At 28.7% G+C, this 17,552-nt stretch carries 13 protein-coding genes; 4 read left to right on the forward strand and 9 right to left on the reverse strand.

The window, feature by feature from the left end; all coding sequences use genetic code 11:
- Nucleotides 1-4: 4 nt before the first annotated feature.
- The 7 genes from DB318_RS02765 to DB318_RS02795 form a co-directional block, all read right to left on the reverse strand.
- Nucleotides 5-985 (reverse strand): ATP-binding cassette domain-containing protein, encoded by a 981-nt coding sequence (locus DB318_RS02765; RefSeq protein WP_151059998.1) that lies wholly within the window; start codon nt 983-985, stop codon nt 5-7.
- Nucleotides 986-1,858, reverse strand: a complete 873-nt coding sequence (locus DB318_RS02770) for an ABC transporter ATP-binding protein (RefSeq protein WP_151059997.1) — start codon at nt 1,856-1,858, stop codon at nt 986-988.
- Between the two features lie 11 nt (nt 1,859-1,869).
- Nucleotides 1,870-2,919, reverse strand: coding sequence for an ABC transporter permease (locus tag DB318_RS02775; protein ID WP_151074261.1), 1,050 nt, complete (start codon nt 2,917-2,919; stop codon nt 1,870-1,872).
- A gap of 12 nt (nt 2,920-2,931) precedes the next feature.
- Nucleotides 2,932-3,852: an ABC transporter permease gene (locus tag DB318_RS02780; protein WP_151059995.1), complete on the reverse strand. Its 921-nt coding sequence runs from the start codon at nt 3,850-3,852 to the stop codon at nt 2,932-2,934.
- A 313-nt stretch (nt 3,853-4,165) separates the two neighbouring features.
- The gene (locus tag DB318_RS02785; protein ID WP_151059994.1) at nt 4,166-5,791 is read right to left on the reverse strand and encodes a peptide ABC transporter substrate-binding protein; all 1,626 of its coding nucleotides are present in this window, start codon (nt 5,789-5,791) and stop codon (nt 4,166-4,168) included.
- A 133-nt stretch (nt 5,792-5,924) separates the two neighbouring features.
- Nucleotides 5,925-7,511 carry a peptide ABC transporter substrate-binding protein gene (locus DB318_RS02790; RefSeq protein WP_151059993.1) on the reverse strand — a complete coding sequence of 529 codons (1,587 nt, stop codon included), beginning with the start codon at nt 7,509-7,511 and terminating at the stop codon, nt 5,925-5,927.
- A 97-nt stretch (nt 7,512-7,608) separates the two neighbouring features.
- The gene (locus tag DB318_RS02795) at nt 7,609-9,180 is read right to left on the reverse strand and encodes a peptide ABC transporter substrate-binding protein (RefSeq protein ID WP_151059992.1); all 1,572 of its coding nucleotides are present in this window, start codon (nt 9,178-9,180) and stop codon (nt 7,609-7,611) included.
- Nucleotides 9,181-9,599: 419 nt separating this feature from the next.
- Here DB318_RS02795 and DB318_RS02800 point away from each other — a divergent pair, with 419 nt between their 5' ends.
- Genes DB318_RS02800 through DB318_RS02810 form a run of 3 tightly spaced genes read left to right on the forward strand, consistent with a single transcriptional unit; the run spans nt 9,600 to nt 14,480 of the window.
- The gene (locus DB318_RS02800; RefSeq protein WP_151059991.1) at nt 9,600-10,493 is read left to right on the forward strand and encodes a 1-acyl-sn-glycerol-3-phosphate acyltransferase; all 894 of its coding nucleotides are present in this window, start codon (nt 9,600-9,602) and stop codon (nt 10,491-10,493) included.
- Nucleotides 10,494-10,515: 22 nt separating this feature from the next.
- Nucleotides 10,516-13,320, forward strand: coding sequence for a periplasmic flagellar collar protein FlcA (flcA, locus tag DB318_RS02805; RefSeq protein ID WP_151074262.1), 2,805 nt, complete (start codon nt 10,516-10,518; stop codon nt 13,318-13,320).
- A 50-nt stretch (nt 13,321-13,370) separates the two neighbouring features.
- Nucleotides 13,371-14,480: a vWA domain-containing protein gene (locus tag DB318_RS02810; RefSeq protein WP_151059989.1), complete on the forward strand. Its 1,110-nt coding sequence runs from the start codon at nt 13,371-13,373 to the stop codon at nt 14,478-14,480.
- Between the two features lie 14 nt (nt 14,481-14,494).
- Here the strand turns inward: DB318_RS02810 and DB318_RS02815 are convergent, their stop codons facing one another.
- Together DB318_RS02815 and DB318_RS02820 are read right to left on the reverse strand one after the other, a co-directional pair.
- Nucleotides 14,495-14,851 carry a tetratricopeptide repeat protein gene (locus tag DB318_RS02815; protein WP_151059988.1) on the reverse strand — a complete coding sequence of 119 codons (357 nt, stop codon included), beginning with the start codon at nt 14,849-14,851 and terminating at the stop codon, nt 14,495-14,497.
- A 94-nt stretch (nt 14,852-14,945) separates the two neighbouring features.
- Nucleotides 14,946-16,082, reverse strand: coding sequence for a LysM peptidoglycan-binding domain-containing protein (locus DB318_RS02820; RefSeq protein ID WP_151073476.1), 1,137 nt, complete (start codon nt 16,080-16,082; stop codon nt 14,946-14,948).
- Nucleotides 16,083-16,370: 288 nt separating this feature from the next.
- On the opposite strand from DB318_RS02820, the gene DB318_RS02825 reads away from it, so the two are divergent.
- Nucleotides 16,371-17,414 carry a hypothetical protein gene (locus DB318_RS02825; RefSeq protein ID WP_151074263.1) on the forward strand — a complete coding sequence of 348 codons (1,044 nt, stop codon included), beginning with the start codon at nt 16,371-16,373 and terminating at the stop codon, nt 17,412-17,414.
- Nucleotides 17,415-17,552 lie beyond the last annotated feature (138 nt).

Raw genomic sequence — 17,552 nt, forward strand, 5'->3', positions numbered from 1 at the left:
GCTTTTAAATTATTTGTTTATTCATCTCATCAAAAAGGTATTTAGATACAAAGTGATCTTTTTCTACTTCTTCAAATTTTGGGCACACTTGTGTTGATAAATGAATTTTTCTAATGTTTGCTAGGGTTTGCTCGTCTAGTTTTATATTTTTGTTTTTTCTTTTTTCAGGGTTGATTTCAGGAATTGATGCTATTAGCATTTTAGTATATGGATGAATTGGGTTTGAAAATAGCGTTTCTCTGGGCGCAAGCTCTAGAATAACCCCAAGGTACATTACAGCGATTTTGTCACTCATATATTTTACTACAGCAAGATCGTGAGAAATAAATAAATAAGACAAATTAAATTCTCTTTGCAGAGTTTTAAGTAGATTTAAAATTTGAGCTCTGATTGACACATCAAGCGCAGAAACAGCTTCGTCTAAAAGCAAAAGCTTAGGATTTAAAGCCAGTGCTCTAGCAATCCCTATTCTTTGTCTTTGTCCTCCTGAAAATTCATGAGGATATCTAGCTAGCATACTTTTATGTAGCCCAACAATATCTGTTAGTTCGTTTACCCTTTGTTCTATTTCTAGCGTTGTTTTTGGAAGGATTTTGTTTTCACTGTATATTTTTAGTGGTTCTGCTATTATTTCTTTTATTGTCATTCTTGGATCAAGTGAAGTATGAGGATCTTGGAATACCATTTGCATATCTTTTTTTGTTTTTAAGAGTTCTTTTTTTGAAAGTTTGGTTATGTTTTTTCCATTAAAGTAAATATTTCCAGAAGTTGGCGTGTAAAGCTGCATTATTGAGCGAAGAGTAGTAGACTTGCCACAACCAGATTCCCCGACAAGTCCTAAAGTTTTATTTTTTTCAACTTCAAAACTAACATTGTTTACTGCATTTACTTTTTGTTTGTTTTTCCAAAATAAAAAATCTTCTCCAGTTGTGAATGTTTGTATTAAGTTTTCTACTTTAAGAATTATTTCTTTTTTACTGCTCATTTAAAACTCCTCAATACTGGTTTTTGTGGTCTTAATAGAATTTTCTTTTATTGAATAAAGTTTTTTATTTGGATCTTGTTCTAGCGTAAGAATTGATTTTAAAAGTCCAATAGTGTAAGGGTGTTTAGGATTATTAAATATTTCTTCTACTGTTCCTTCTTCTACAATTTCCCCTTGATACATAACAGATACTGTGTCACAAATTTCAGCAACAACTGCAAGATCATGAGTTATAAATATGGTAGAAGTATTGAATTTTTTAGATAGGTTTTTGATTAATAATAATATTTGCTCTTGAATTGTAACATCAAGGGCTGTTGTAGGTTCATCTGCTATTAATAAGGATGGATGACAGCTAAGCGCCATGGCGATCATGACTCTTTGTCTCATTCCTCCTGAAAATTGATGAGGGAAATGTTTTATTCTCTCTTCTGCATTTACAACACCAACAGTTTTTAACATTTCTATTGCTTTTTCTTTGGCTTCTTTTTTCCCTAATCCTTGGTGCAAGATTATTGTTTCTTCAAGTTGAGTTGATATTCTCAAAAATGGGTTTAATGAAGTCATTGGGTCTTGAAATATCATTGATATTTTATTCCCTCTAATTTTTAAAAGTTCTTTTTCGCTAAGTTTTAGCAGATCTTGATTTTCAAATAGTATTTCTCCACTTTTATATACTGTTGTAAGTTCTGGTAATAGTTTTAAAATAGCCATGCTTGTTACGGATTTTCCACTCCCAGATTCTCCAACAATAGCTTTAATTTCTCCTTTTTTTACAGATAGGTTAATATTGTTTACGGGATGAATTGTTGTATGTTTTAATCTAAATTCAATTGCTAAATTTTTTATTTCTAGTATATTTTCTTTTTCCATTCAATTTCTCCTTAGATGCTATCTTTTGGATCAAATGCATCCCTTAGCCCGTCTCCTAAAAAGTTCATAAATAATAGAAATATTGTCATAACTATAGCTGGAATAAAAACTTTCCATGGATATTCAACAAATGTAGCAATTCCATTTTGCACTAATTCTCCCCAGCTTGTCATTGGAGCCGAAATCCCAAGTCCTAAAAAGGATAAAAATGCTTCAGCCATAATAAAGCTTGGAACTCTTATTGTTGTGAATATAACTATCATCCCAATACTATTAGGGATTAAGTGCTTTAAGATTATTCTTTGATTTGTTGCGCCAAAGGTTTTGGCTGCTTGTATGAATTCTGAACTTGATAGTGATTGTACTTGACCTCTTACAACTCTGGCTACTGTTAACCACGATACAAATGCGAGCGCTATAAATAATCCTACTATACTTCTTTCCATTATTGCCATTAGTATTATCACAATAAGTAAATAGGGTAATACATAAAGAATTTCGACTGTTTTAGTGATTATTTTGTCAACCAATCCCCCAAAAAATCCTGCTATTGAGCCTAGAATAGTTCCTATTATCATAGACAAAAAAGCTCCAATAAATCCTACAGAAAGAGAGATTTGACTGCCTTGTATTAATCTTGCAAGCAAATCTCTGCCAAGATTGTCTGTGCCAAGCAAATACACTCTTTTATGTATTTTTACTTCCCTTTTATCTATTATTTGAACTTCATTTTCTATTTTTCTTTTTATGTCTTCGAGCTTTTTTAGTTCGTCTTCATTTATTTCTCTTTTTTCTTTTTTTGCTAATTTTTCAATAAATTTTTTTTCTTTCTGATACCATAGTTCTCCAGCAGCCTGGAAAGATGGTGGTAAATCGGAATGTTCTACTATTTGAGTATGGTATTTATATATTGGCAATATTGGTTGCAGAATGGCAATTAAGATATAAAATCCAATTACAAAAAGACTGCCAAATGCTAGTTTATTTTCTTTAAATCTTGACCAAGCTCTTCTTTCGGGTTTAGAATTGTTTTTTTCATTTTGTTTTTCAAGGTTATTCATTTTGATTTCCCCTTATACTCTTGGATCTAACATTTTATATATAATGTCTGATATTAACATGGAAATAAGCAGTATTATTGAATATAATAACAATCCTCCCATTAATACTGGATAATCTCTGTTTAGTGCAGATTCTGTTATAAACATTCCCATCCCAGCAATTCTAAATATTTTTTCAATAACCACGCTTCCAGATATTATAGCAGCAAATGCTGGGCCTATATAACTTACTACGGGCAGCATTGCTCCTCTTAGCATGTGCTTTATAACTATCTTTTTGAAATTTAGCCCTTTTGCACGTGCAGTTCTTATAAAGTCACTTTGTATTATTTCTAGCATCGAGCCTCTGATTATTCTTGCAAAAATAGCTATATTAGGCATACTAAGAGTTATTATAGGTAGAATTAAATTTGAAAATCCCCCTCTTTCTGTAATCCATCCAGAGGTGTAAAGTAATCCCCATTTAATTGCAAAAAAGTATTGTAAAATTGGCCCTATTACGAATAATGGTATAGAAATCCCTAATATTGCTATTGATGTTATTATGTAATCTATATAAGTATTTTTATAAATAGCAGCTAATATTCCTATTGGTATTCCTATTGATAGCGATATGATTAGAGATATTACTCCGAGTGTAAGTGATTTTGGAAATCCTAATTTTATGTATTGATTAACCGTAAGGTCTTTCTTTTTTAAAGAAGGTCCCAGATCTCCTTTGAGAACGTTTGAAATATAATAAAAGGCTTGAATATAAAAAGGTTTGTCAAGATGATATTTTTCCATCAATCTTGCTTTTACTTGAGGATCAATAGGCTTTTCAGAATCAAATGGACTTCCAGGAGCCATTCTCATTACAAAAAAGCATAAAAAAATTATTGCTAGTAAAGTTGGTATCATTCCTATTATTTTTTTTAAAGTAAACCTTAACATTTTTGCTCCTTTGTAAATAGATATTGGCAACATTATGTATTAGTCAATTATATCATATAGTATTTATTGTTTTTCAAGCTATAATTGATAAATTTTAATTTAATAGAAGTTTGTTTGCATTGTGATTAATAATTTAATTTTAATAAAAATATACTTTATCTTTTTTATTTAAAATTTTGTTATGTTAATTAGAGGAGGATTTATTTTTAAACAGGACTCGTGTATTTTTACTTTATATATAATAATATATAAAGTAAAAATTTTATTTAAGTCTAATATAACTTGTTTAAAGCCTTTTTTAATAAAAAATTAATTAATTGCGTTTTGCATTCTTAATTGGCTTTAATTCAGATAAATAATAAACTTCTGATACATTGGGATTCCATCCAGACCATTTGTCGTTTCTGAAAAGATAATGTCCAGAATATATGTATATTGGTGCAGCGGGAAAATCTTTTTCAATAATTATTTCTTCTGCTTTTCTGAGCAATTTCTTTCTTTTTACAGGATCTTTTTCATAATCTGATTCTCTGAGGAGTTTGTCAAATTCTAAGTTTGAATATCTGTATGATGCAAGTTGTGAATTTTCGCTTGTGAATATAGTGAAGTATGTGTGTGGATCTAAATATTCTCCAATGCGTCCAATTCTTATTATTTCAAAATTGCCCGTATTTCTACTATTAGTAAGAACAGGCCAATTTTCATTAGTAAGCATAATGTTTATATTTAAAATTTTTTTCCATTGGTTTTGAATAAACGCAGCAACTTTTTTATGAGTTTCGTTTGTATTATATTTTAGCGTTAGCATTGGAAATCCTTTTCCATTAGGATATCCAGCTTCTGTTAAAAGCTTTTTAGATTTTTCAGGATCAAATAAGGCTAATTTTTTACCGTAATTATAATTTTCAAGATTAGGGGTTATTTCTCTTGTGGGAACTGTGCCGTCATTGAGTACTTTGTAAGTTAAAGTTTCTCTGTCAATAGCTAATGTTAAAGCTTCTCTAACTCTAACATCATCAAGGGGTTTTATTTTTGTATTAAACGAGTATAAATAAATTGCATTACTTTTGTGTTGATAATAGTCGTTTTGTAGTTTTATTTCATTTACAATGTCTGGTGGAATGCTGTTAAAAATAGCATCAATTTCGTTGTTTTTGTACATATTGTATACAGTTAGATCATTGTCAGATGTAATGTAGACAAGCTCTTCGAGTTCTACTTCTTTTGAATTGTAATAGTGTTCATTTTTTTCAAATATAATTTTTTCATTAGGTAATCTTTTTTTCAATTTAAAAGGACCACTGGTAACCATGTTTTCAGGGTTTGTCCAATTTTTCTTATATTTTTCAATAACATGAATAGGTACCGGCATGAATGCGTGATGTAGAAGTAATTCAAGAAAATAGGGTTTTGGAGATTTTAGTGTTATTTCTAATGTTTTGTTATCGATTGCCTTAATTCCAAGTTCAGAATCAGATACTTTTCCGTCAAAATACTCTTGTCCATTTTTTATTATTGATTTAAGCATATCAACATGTATAGATTCTGTTGTTTTATTTAAAATTCTTAAAAAAGATTTTCTTATCCCTTCAGCAGTAATTGGTACTCCATCACTCCAAACAAGGTTGTCTCTTAGGTAAAATTGATATGTTTTTTTATCTTTTGAGGCTTCCCAATTTTTAGCAAGTCCAGGCTTAAGCTTTCCTGTTTTGGTGTTTAATGTCAAGAGTCCTGAAAATACTTGTTCTAAAATTCTTGCTCCAATTGTTTCATCCACTAAGTGTGGGTCAAGTGATGAAGGTGCTCCCCCTATATATACTTTAAATGTTAATTTTTCCTTTTCCGAATTATTGTTGCATGTAATTAAAGCCATGGTAAGTATAATTAGTGCTGTTATTTTAATTTTTTTATTAATTTTTTCAGTTTTATTAAAGCTCATCTTAACCTTTTCCCAAATAAAATTGTTTTATAAGCTTTAAGCTATCTTTTTTTTAAAAGAAAGTCAATAAAAATCGTCTATAAAAAATAAATTAATAGACGATTTTTAATTAATTAATTAATTAAATAATTAATTATTTTTTTAATTTTAGTAGAGATAAATCAAATCTTTCTGAAATATTGGTATTCCAGCCCGTCCACTTGTCATTTCTGAAAAGGTAACTATTTCCATATATGTATATTGGAGCTATTGGAAAATCTTTTTCAATAATTATCTCTTCCGCTTGCCTTAGAATATCTTGTCTTTTTATTGGATCAAGTTCAAGATCGGATTTCTTAATAAGTTCGTTGTATTCTGGATTTGAGTAATTGTGAGATGAAAATTGTGTGTATCCTTGTGTAAATATATTTAAAAATGTTGAAGGATCAGCATAATCACCTATCCATCCTGCTCTTGCTATTTCGTAATTTCCATTTGCTCTAGCGTTTAAGTAGGTTGTCCACTCTTCGTTTTCAAGTTCCACGTCAATATTTAAATTTTTTTTCCATTGGTTTTGAATAAATTCACAAATTTTTTTATTTGATTCATTTGTATTGTATTTTAATTTTAAAATAGGAAATCCATTGCCATTAGGGTATCCAGCTTCAGCTAGAAGGGTTTTTGCAATTTCAGGATTAAATAATTCTAAATTTTTAGCATAAGAATATGAGCTAAAGTTAGGAGTTGCTCTTCTTGTAGGAGTAGTTCCGTTATCAAGAACTTTATACGTAAGTGTTTCTCTGTCAATAGCAAGAGTTAAGGCTTTTCTAATTTTAACATTGTCAAGCGGTTTAATGTGTGTGTTGAATGCGTAAAAGTATACGGCATTAATAGCTGATGAGTAATAATCGTTTCTTAATTTTAGATCTTTAATTAAATCGGGCGGTATAGCTGTAAAGATTGCATCTAATTCTTCATTTTCATACATTTTATATGCTGTTGAGTTGTCATTTGTTGTATAAAATATAATCTCTTGTACTTCTACTTCGTTTGAGTTGTAGTATTTATCATTTTTTTCGACCACATATTTTTCGTTAGGAATTCTTTCTTTTAATTTAAAAGGACCGCTGGTAACTATGTTCTCAGGACTTGTCCAGCTTTGTCCGTACTTTTCAGTAACATGAATTGGTACTGGAACAAATGATTGGTGTACTAACATATCAATAAAATAGGGTTTTGGAGATTCTAGTGTTATTTCTAATGTTTTTTCGTCAATCGCCTTAATTCCAAGTTCGGAGTCAGACACTTGTCCATCAAAATATTTTTGACCATTCTTAATCACTGATTTAACCATTTCAACATACTTTGAGCCAGTTTCTTTATTTAAAATTCTAAGATAAGATTTTCTGATTCCCTCTGCAGTGATTGCAACCCCATCACTCCAGGTTATGCTTTCTTTTAGAGTAAATGTGTAAACTGTTCCATCAGGAGAAATATCCCAACTTTTTGCAAGTCCTGGTTTGTTCCCCCCTGTGTTAGGATCGCCTGTAATAAGACCTCTAAACATTGTGTCTATCATTTTTGATCCCACATTATCTTCTGCTAGTTGAGGATCAAGGCTGCTTGGTTCTGATCCCAAGCTTATTTTAAATGATACTACTTCTTTTTTTGCCTCATTAGTGGTACAGCAAAGAAAAGTTAGAAAAAATATTATTAAAAATAATGACTTTTGTAATTTCATAATTTTTTATACCTCCGTTTTAAAGCTAACTTTGATTTTATAATTGCTCTTCTATAGATATTAATTTTAAATCTTAATTTTTAAATTACTTATTTTATTATTTTTTAGTTTTAATATCTTCATATAAATAGCTTTCTGCAATATTTGGCATCCATCCCGTCCATTTATCATTTCTGAAAAGGTAATGGGATTTGGGTATAAATAAGGGCGCCACGGGAAAATCTTTTTCTACTATTATTGCCTCAGCTTCTCTTAGGATGTCTTGTCTTTTTATTGGATCTAATTCTAAATTAGATTTTGCTATTAAAGCATCATACTCTTTATTAGAATATTTGTATGCTCCAAAAAAATGATTTTCTGTTGTAAATAAACTTTCTAAGAATGTCAAAGGGTCAAAATAGTCTCCTATCCATCCCACGCTTGAAATTTGGTAATTTCCAGTTCTTCTGCTTCCTAAAAATGTTGTCCATTCTTCATTCTCTATTTCTAAGTTGATGTTTAGTATTTTTTTGAATTGTTCTTGGAAGAATTCTGCTGTTGTTTTGTTTCCTCCTGAGATTTTATATTTTAATGTAGGAAATCCTTTTCCATCTGGATATCCAGCTTCAGCTAAAAGTTTTTTTGCATTCTCAGGATCGAATAATATTAAATTTTTTCCATAAGAATAATTGTCAAATTTTGGAGTTAAATTTCTTGTTGGATCTGAACTTCCTTTTAAAACTACTTTAGATAAAGTTTCTCTATCAATAGCAAGTGAGAGGGCTTGTCGAACTTTTGAATTGTTTAGTGGCTTTAAGGTTGTGTTAAATGTTACGTATGCCATTGCATTTTTTAATCCTGAGTAATAATCATCTCTTGTTTTAATTTTCTCTAAATTGTTCTGTTCTACTGATTGCAGAAAATCAATTTCACCGTTTATGTACATATTGTAAGCCACGTTGCCTTCTATTGGGTAGAATATCACCGCGTCAATTTCTACATTTTTTAGATTATAATATTTTTCATTTTTTTCTATTACGATTTTATCGTTAATTAATCTATCTTTGAGTTTGTATGCGCCGCTAACAACTATATTTTCAGGATTTGTCCAATTCTCTCCATACTTTTCAACAATATGCATTGGAACTGGTATGTATGCTGGGTGTGTTAGCATATCAGGAAAATAAGGCTTTGGAGATATTAATGTTATTTCTAAGGTTTTGCTGTCAATAGCTTTTATGCCAAGCTCAGATTCAGGTATTCTCTCATCAAAATATTCTTGTGCGTTTTTTATTGTAGATTTTATTAAATTAGCATACAATGCAGCTGTTTTTTTATTTAAAATTCTTAGATATGATTTTTTTATATCTTCAGCGGTAATTGCAACTCCATCGCTCCAAACTATATCTTCTCTTAGGTGAAATGTATAAACAGTTCCATCATCAGAAATATTCCAACTTTTTGCAAGTCCTGGTTTATATTTTCCAGTTTGTGAATCTTTTACTGTTAATCCTAAGAATAGGTTTATAATGATACTGCTACCGTAATGATCTGTTGAGAGCTGGGGGTCAAGTGATGTTGGTTCGCTTATGTTTGACACCCTGAAAACTATTTTTTCTTTTTTGGTATTATTAATACAGGCTATTAAAGAGAAAATAGTTAGTATTAAAGCTGTTTTTATGTATTTCATGGGATTCTCCTTTTTCAATAGTTTACATATTTGTTGTATTGATTTTTATTAGCTTTTTTAAATAAAGAATATTTATTTTGTTTTGCTTTTAAATATTAGCGTTCCTAGTGCTTTTATTCGTCTTATGTTTAAATTTTACTTTAATTTTTACAATAAAAAAAGTTTTGCAATAAAAAAAGTCTAATAAATTAAATAGTTTTTAGTGCTGTTTTGTCTATTGTTGTAAGTTAAAATTTTACTTTAACTTGTGTAATAAATAAGGTATAATGGGTATTAAATGTTTTTAAAAATGTATGCCTTTTTAATATTAGTTTTAGTTATTTATTGTTAGCTTTGTAAAATTGTTTATTTTTAATAAATAAAATGAGGTAACTAATAATTAAGTGGCAATATAAAATGCTTTAAAAGGTGCTAGTTTTATGTTTGTACAAAATGAAAGTTTTGATAAATATTTTAAAGACATGGAGAGCGACTTTGTAAGTCAATTTAAGTCTGCTGAAAATGTTAATTATTTAGATAAATCTTATCGTAATGCAGATTCTAATAGTAGAAAATTGGCAGATAGAATGATAGAGAGGCTTCTTGAGAGGGGATCTACCATTATTGGCATACAAAATATTTTAGAGCTTTACCAAAAGGCCAAATCTGGCAAGTCTTCAATTATATTAATGGAGCATTATAGTAATTTTGATTTTCCTTGTTTCCAATTTTTACTTTATAAAATGGGTTATCATGATATTGCAGATCATATTATTCCAATAGCCGGAGTTAAGCTTTTCAGAGATAATTTATTTGTTAAAACTATTTCTTTGGGATATAATGCAATATTAGTGTATCCGCCGCATGCATTTGTTGGGGTTGGTATAGAGCATGCTAGGCAAAGACGAGTTTTTAATTCCAATTCTATGAAATATATTTATGAAAAGAAAAATAGTGGGTACATTATACTTATTTTTCCTACGGCTACTAGATATAGAAAAGGAAGGCCTGAAACAAAAAAAATAATTTTAGAAATTGGTAATTATTTTAAAATTTTTGATTATTATTTGATGATTGGAGTCAATGGAAATGTTTTAGAAGTGTCTGAAGATGGAGATATGTCTCATGATGTTTTTAAAAGAGATCGTCTTATATATAATGCTGATAAGGTTATAAGCATTGTTGAGTATAAGGAGAATCTTTTAAATACTTTAAAAGATTGTCAGACAGAAGTTACAAAGGAAGCTTTGGGATTAAAAATTGCTGAGGATTTGGAAAATCGCTTTAATGCGCTGCATGCAGAAGGGTTTGAAGTTTATAAAAAGAGTTTTTGATGAGCTAGGAACTTAAACAAATATGCCTGATATAGATAAGATAAAACAGTTTAAAAGAGACATATTAGATGATCTTTCTAATGAAAGATCATCTAAAGAAGCTTTTGGTGTTAGTATGGATGTTAAGCCTCCTGGTCCTGGAGAGAATATTGTTCCTTGGGTAAGTGAAGATCTTACTTTAGAGGAAGATGATGATGAGCTTGATTTAAATTTTATGCTTGATGCTCTTGAGAGCGAGGATAGATTGCCTTACTCTGACATTCTTAATGACAATTTGCCTTTAAGCAGTTCTGATTTGAGAGTTGATATTGATTCAGAGCTTTCAACTTTGGATAACGATTTTGATGTTTCTTCTAGTAATTCTTTTGAAAATAATATTGACAAAGTTCTTGATGATAATTCTATTGATTTAGAAATCGCTTCTAAACTTGATTTTGATAAGTTAATCAATTCTTCAGAATTAAATTCTGAAGAATTGATTAACAATCAAGGCAATAATAATTTTTTTAAATCTAGTAATGATTCTTTTGTTTCGGGGGAAAATGATTTTTTAGAATCTAATAAATCTAACGAAGTTAATATTGATAATACAGTAAGCGACAAAAACCATAAAGATGAACAATCAGAGATGTTCGCCGGAGACAATTTAAATTTAAGTACTGATTATAATGATTTTGAAAATGTTGTAGATGATTTTAAGTTTTTAGAGTATGAGCAAAATGCAAATTCCAAACGCTTTGAATTTAAGGTTAATTATCCATTATTTTTAAAACATTTGAATTCCTATCCTAGAAATTTAAGAATTGCAATTGCTGAGGCTTTAACTAAGGAGAATATTTCAAGATATAAACTTGAAGCATTAATTGATCTTGTCGAAAAAAATAAAAAAGGGTTAAAATTTATTGCTAAATTTGCAGGGGATATTGTTGGTCGATCTATTAAATTGCCTTTAATTTATTTTAAGGCGGAAGAATTTAGTAAGCTTCAGCAGAAATTGAGCTACAGAGTCGCAAGGGCTTTACTGCCGTTAATAAAAATAGCTTCTCTTTTTGTTGTTTTAGTCTTAGTTTCTTTGTATTTTATAGTAGATGTAGTATTTTTTTATGTTGCTTCTGAGAGCAAGTATAAAGAGGGTATAGAATCTATATATGCAAATAAAAGAGAGCTTGCAAAAGCTATCTTTAGAGACGCTTATTATATTAGGCCTGATGATAAATGGTTTATAAATTATGCTAAAGCGTTTGAAGAAGTCAGAGATTTTGATAGTGCTGAAGAGAAGTATGAGGAATTGTTCACAATTGAGCCTTTTTCTAAAGATTCTACGAGTAGAAGGCGAAAAAAGTTTAATAAGGAAGGATATATTGCGTATGCTTCTATGAAGATTGATCTTGGAGAATATTCTCAGGCCAATTCAATACTTGATGAGGTTATATCTTACAATCTTTACGATTATGATGCTTTGGTATTAAAGGGAGATAATTATTTTAAATGGGCTAAGACAAATTCTAACTACTATAAAGATAGTATTAATAGCTATACGGTTGTTCTTTCTAAGTATGGTCAGAAAAAGAATATTTTATTTAAACTTTTCAATGCTTATATTGAGGCCGATTTAGATACTGAGTCTAATAACGTTAATAATTTTATCAAGTCAAACGAAATTCTAGATGTTGATGAAGTTGTTTACACAAAATATGCTAAAAGGCTGATAGACAAGTATATTTCTTTTGTAGCTTATAATCAGAGGGCAAATAATCTTGCTATAAACCTAAATTACCTTAATGGGCAAACAAATTTATTGAATAAGGAATTCTCTGGTTTAAAAAGAAATGATGGTAGAACTATTTTTAAGCTTGACACGAATGTTAATATGAATTCTGAGATTGAATACATTCTCAAAAAAATATTGAATAAAAATCCCAATTACGATAAGGCACTTTTTGAAAGTGGAAGATATTCGTATTACATAGGAGATTTTAAGAAAGCTGAAATATATTTGCTTAAAGCATTAAATAGTTTTAGGCGGAAAAATTCAATTGAAGATGCTGGGGATAAGATATTAGCTTACAAAATTTTAGCAGGCATTTATGAAAAATCTAGAGACTCTCTTAGAGCCAGCAATATTATTGGTTTAGCCTTAAATGATTATTCTTTTTATAAAAAACATAATCTTATAAAAGGATCTAAGGAGATTTCTTCAATTTATGAAAAACAGGGCGATATTCTTAGATCTTTAAACGACTTTAAGTCTGCGATATCTTCTTACAAATTGGCAATAAATGAGGGGGTTGATTGTCCAGACGTTTACTATAAAGTTGGGTTACTTAGTTACAAAGAAAATAATTATGATGATGCATTAAAATATTTATTTAAAGTAGAGAGTATGGCGGGATTCTCAAGTAGTAACGAAGTTTTGAATTCTATTGCTTTAACTCTTTATAAGATAGGTGATTTTTTAGCTTCCAGGAGTTATTATTTAAGGGTTATGCGGAATTTAGAGCTGGAGAAGGCTAATGTTTTGAATTTTAATCCTAAAGAAAATGATTACCATAGAATTCTTTTGCTAAAAGAAATTGAGACTTATAATAATCTTGGAGTTGTAGAAGTAATGGCTTCTTTTTCATCCATAAGAGATACTAAACTTTTTAATTCTGGGGTTAGTAATTTAAGCGAATCAGCTAAGATTTTTGATATATTAAATAGGGATGAAGATATGGTAAAAAGTGTTAAAAAAGATCTTGCTAGTTTAAATCTTAGGAATATTTTTAAGAATAGTTTTTCTAAATCGAATGTTTTGTTTTATGAAAATTTATCCGAAAAACTTTAATTATAGGTCTTATTGTTTCGTTTTTAGTGATTTATGAAGGCGGTTTTCTTATGAAGAAAATTTATTTATTTCTTTTTATTAGCTTTTGTTTGTTTGGATTTGAAGATAGTTCTTTGAAAATTAGCATTGATGATGTTTATGTTGAGGCTCATGAAGAGGGATTTCATCTTTTTATTAGGAAAAAACCTTCAATCAAATCAGTAATATTGACAGAGTCTTTTGAAATTCCTGATAAGAAAAAAGATGTAGCTACTTATTCATTTCGTACATTAAGTTACAATAAGGTTAATGGAGATGAAATTCGAATTTTAAATGGGAGGGTTATTAAGAATAAAGAACTTTTGTCATTGACGTCTTCCACGCCTGTTCCTAATAAGAAGTTCGGAGAAGCTTTTCATATATTGATTCCAAAAAAGTTAAAATATGGATTTCCAAATTTTTCAACAAGAAGCGGGGAGATTGATTTGGAAATATTGAAAAACAAAAAAGAGCCCTTTTGGTTTTCTATAAGATCTTTTGAGAAAAAATATAATGATTATTTAGGTAGATATCAAGACAATGCTTATGAATTGTTTTTTAAAGATACTCAAAATCAAGGAAAAATTGAATTTAATGAATTAAGGGATACTTTTACAAAGTTTTCGGATGAGGTTGTTATTGCTAATAATGGCATTGATATTGTTGATAAGATAAAAAAAATTTTAAAAGACTCAGAAGATTCAATCTATGATTTAGATCTAGTGCTTGTTATTGATGTTACTGATAGCATGAAAGGTAATATCGAGATTCTAAAAGAGCATTTATTTCCAATAATAGAGCCACAACTGCAAAAGTTTAAATCCTATAGAATAGGACTTGTTTTTTATAAAGACTATCTTGAAGATTTTTTAACCAAAGCTTTTGATTTTAATACTATTCCTTATTTAAATAATATTCTTAAATATGTTAATGTTGGTGGTGGTGGGGATTATCCAGAAGCTGTATTTGAGGGAATTGATGCTGCTGTGGCTCAGTTTGATTGGAGAGCAGAAAGAAGATTTGTTATTGTTATAGGGGACGCGCCCCCTCATGAGTATCCAAGAGGGCCTATTGTTTATAAAGATGTTATCAATTCTGCAAAGGAAAAAGATATTACAATTTATGGAATAATATTCCAGTAAAAATTTTTATTTTTTTAATTTTTTTTTTCTATTTTGTTTAATATTTTTTTAGCCAAAGGCTTAATCCATTTAGGCATTTCTGCCTTATTTTCTATTAGTTCTTCAAATATTTTTTTTGCTTTTTCTGTCTTATTTATTGTGTAGTATATAAATGCAATTTCATATCTACCAGTAGCAACTATATTTGGATTGTGAGCGAAATTTTGAATCATTTTTTCATATGCTTTTAATGCAGAGTTGTAATCATTAACATTGATAGCCTTTTGAGCCTCTCTGAGATAAACCCCATAAGGAGTTTCTTTTGTTAACTTTTCTAAGTTAATTGTATAGCATGAAATAAGTATTAAGTTTAATAATGCTAGTTTCTTCATTTTCTATCTCTTTTAGAATGTTTTTATTATTTAATTTTATTAGATATAAAATAAGAAAGCAAGGCTTAAAGCCTTGCTATGTGATTGTTTTTGCTTATTTGGCAGGAATTATTATTTTCCAGTTAGAACGAATCAGGTCTGGATTTTGTATTTTTTGTCTGTTAGCAAACCAAATTTTTGGCCATAAGTAAGGATCGCTGTATAATTTTTTAGAAATGCCCCACAATGTATTGCCTATTTTTATTATATAAAGCTCACTGCTTGCATTGCTTTGATAGGCTTCTAGGTATCTTGCAGATTCTAAAAATAATTCATTGGCAAGTCTAAAGTTTTTGACATGTTTAGCCTCAACTCCTTTTTCCCATAACTTTCTAGATCTCTCAATAAGTTCTAGTGTTTTAAATTGTTCTTGAGATTTATAGTTTTTTGCTATTTCTACCTTTTCTTCATATGCTAGTACTATTGGAATTGGAGTTTTTGTTTTTCCAAGAAGATAGGTGTTTTCATTAATATTTAAAAAGTTTAAGTGGCTGTTTCTTTCTTTAATAAATGCTCTACCATTCCATGGTGATGGCTTGATAAGCTTATTATTGCTATAAATTGGCAAGTTAGAAGCTGCTTCGAGTGCTTTTAATTGTTTATACATTCTCTCATCAGTTTCTTTTAAAGCTTTAGCTTCTTTAGCATTTTTTGCTGCTTGTTGTGCTCTGTTGAATGCTTTGCTATACATATCAAGGGCATCGTCAAGATCATAATTTTTATATTTCCTTGTTGCTTCAAAATACAAGTTGTTTACTTCATCTATTTCCAGTGGAATCCATACGTATGCCTCATTCGCTTCTGCATCGTTTAGATACTTTTCGATATTTTCTTTAAGGTAATTTGTTTTTTCTTTTTTTTCTTTTGTTTCTTTTATTATTGTTTTGTACCTTTCAAGTACCTTTAGCGCAAGTTCATTCCCTTCTTTTAAATTTTTTTTAGAAAAATTTTGTCTCATTGCTTCTTCTAATTTTTCAGCTTCATTAAACTCTTTAGAATAAAAAAGATGACCCCTTTCTTTTATTAGTTCATTTTTAATGTCTTTTATATCTCTTAATTGAAAATTTTTATTATCTGCCTGTGCAATTTTAGCATTTTTATTCTCTCTTGCTTCTGGAGGCGTTTTGCATGCGATAAAAGAGATTACTGCTACAATGCACAGCATCAATATTAATTTATTCTTTATATTCATAAATACACCCTTCTAATAACTTAGCTTCTATTATCTCTTAGTAAGAACTTATAAATATTAACATTCTTTTTTACTATTTTATTATTATAGCATGTCAGTAAAAACTTAATATTTTTAATTCTTAAGTTAAATTATAGTTCTTTTTCATCATTGTTCAAGTGTAATAATTTTATGTAAAACAAGGTATAATTAAGTTTATAAGTTTTTTAAATATTAGGATATTAGGAGAGCTATATTTTTAGAATATATCATTTTGTCCTTTTAATATTATTGTTACTTTCAAGTAATATGTTATTTTCTCAAGTGGCAGTTGTAAAAGAAATAGAGGGTAAAGTTGATGTTTTTAGAAATACATTTCCTGTTAAGTTGGATTTAGATGACGAAATTTTTGAGTACGATTTTATAGAGGTTGGAGAAAATTCAAAGCTCAAAATAAATTTATATGACATAAATGGTATTTCTGCAGAGTTAATTTTTTATTCCAATACAAATAGTTTTGTGTTTTATTCTTCTTTTAAAGATTCTCAAGATGCAAAAATATATTTATTTAAAGGAAGTGTTGATGCTGTGATTCATAAAATTGTTAAAGGATCTTCATTTTCTGTTATAGTAGATAATAACTTGTTTAAAGCTGAAAATATTGCAAAATTTTATGCCAATAGTGATTATTTTAATAATTGTTTTATTAATGTTTACAAAGGTAGTGTAAGGTACATTAATAAAACTGAATATTTAATTTTTCCCAATACTAGTCTTTTGCTTTTTAATGGAAATTCTTTTTTACATAAAGTTAATGAAGGCACTCTAAAGGGTGTTAATCAAAATTTTATAAGGATGGCTAAAGATAATTTCATGTCTCTAAATAAAGGGTTTTTATATTTTTTTATTTTAAAATATATTGAAGATAATTTTAGATTTAACTTTATGTATAATTATTTAATGAAAGATTTTAAATTTAACTCTATATATTCAAAATGGAGCTTGGAAGATAAAAATTATAAACTTGGGAACAGGGTTGATATGATTAAAAATATTAATTATCTAAAGGGTAGAATTGGTATCCTTTTTAATAATTTTGTTGATTTGGCCAATAGGTTTTATTTTGTGGATGATGTTTTTAAATATTTTCCTACTTTTTTCGACAAGTCAATGACTGTTAAAAGCCCTATTGAAAAATTTTTAAAAGATTACAAAGCTAATAAAGATGTTTTAAAAAATAAGTTTTTTAAAACAATACATTCTCTAAAGATGTATTTAAGACGCTCAAATGATGATATTACTAGTAATTTAAATGTTAATGAATTGTATTTATTGCGTCCTAGAGAGTTTTGATTTTTCATATATTTAGCTTTTTATGTTAAAGTTATTTGTTAGATAAAATGATATATTCCTTGAAAATTCACATTCAGAATTTGTTTAATATTTTGTTAAATTTGGATTCTGAATTTTTTTGTCAAAGTCTTATACCAA

It is taken from the genome of [Borrelia] turdi (assembly GCF_008828755.2).
GTDB lineage: Bacteria > Spirochaetota > Spirochaetia > Borreliales > Borreliaceae > Borreliella > Borreliella turdi.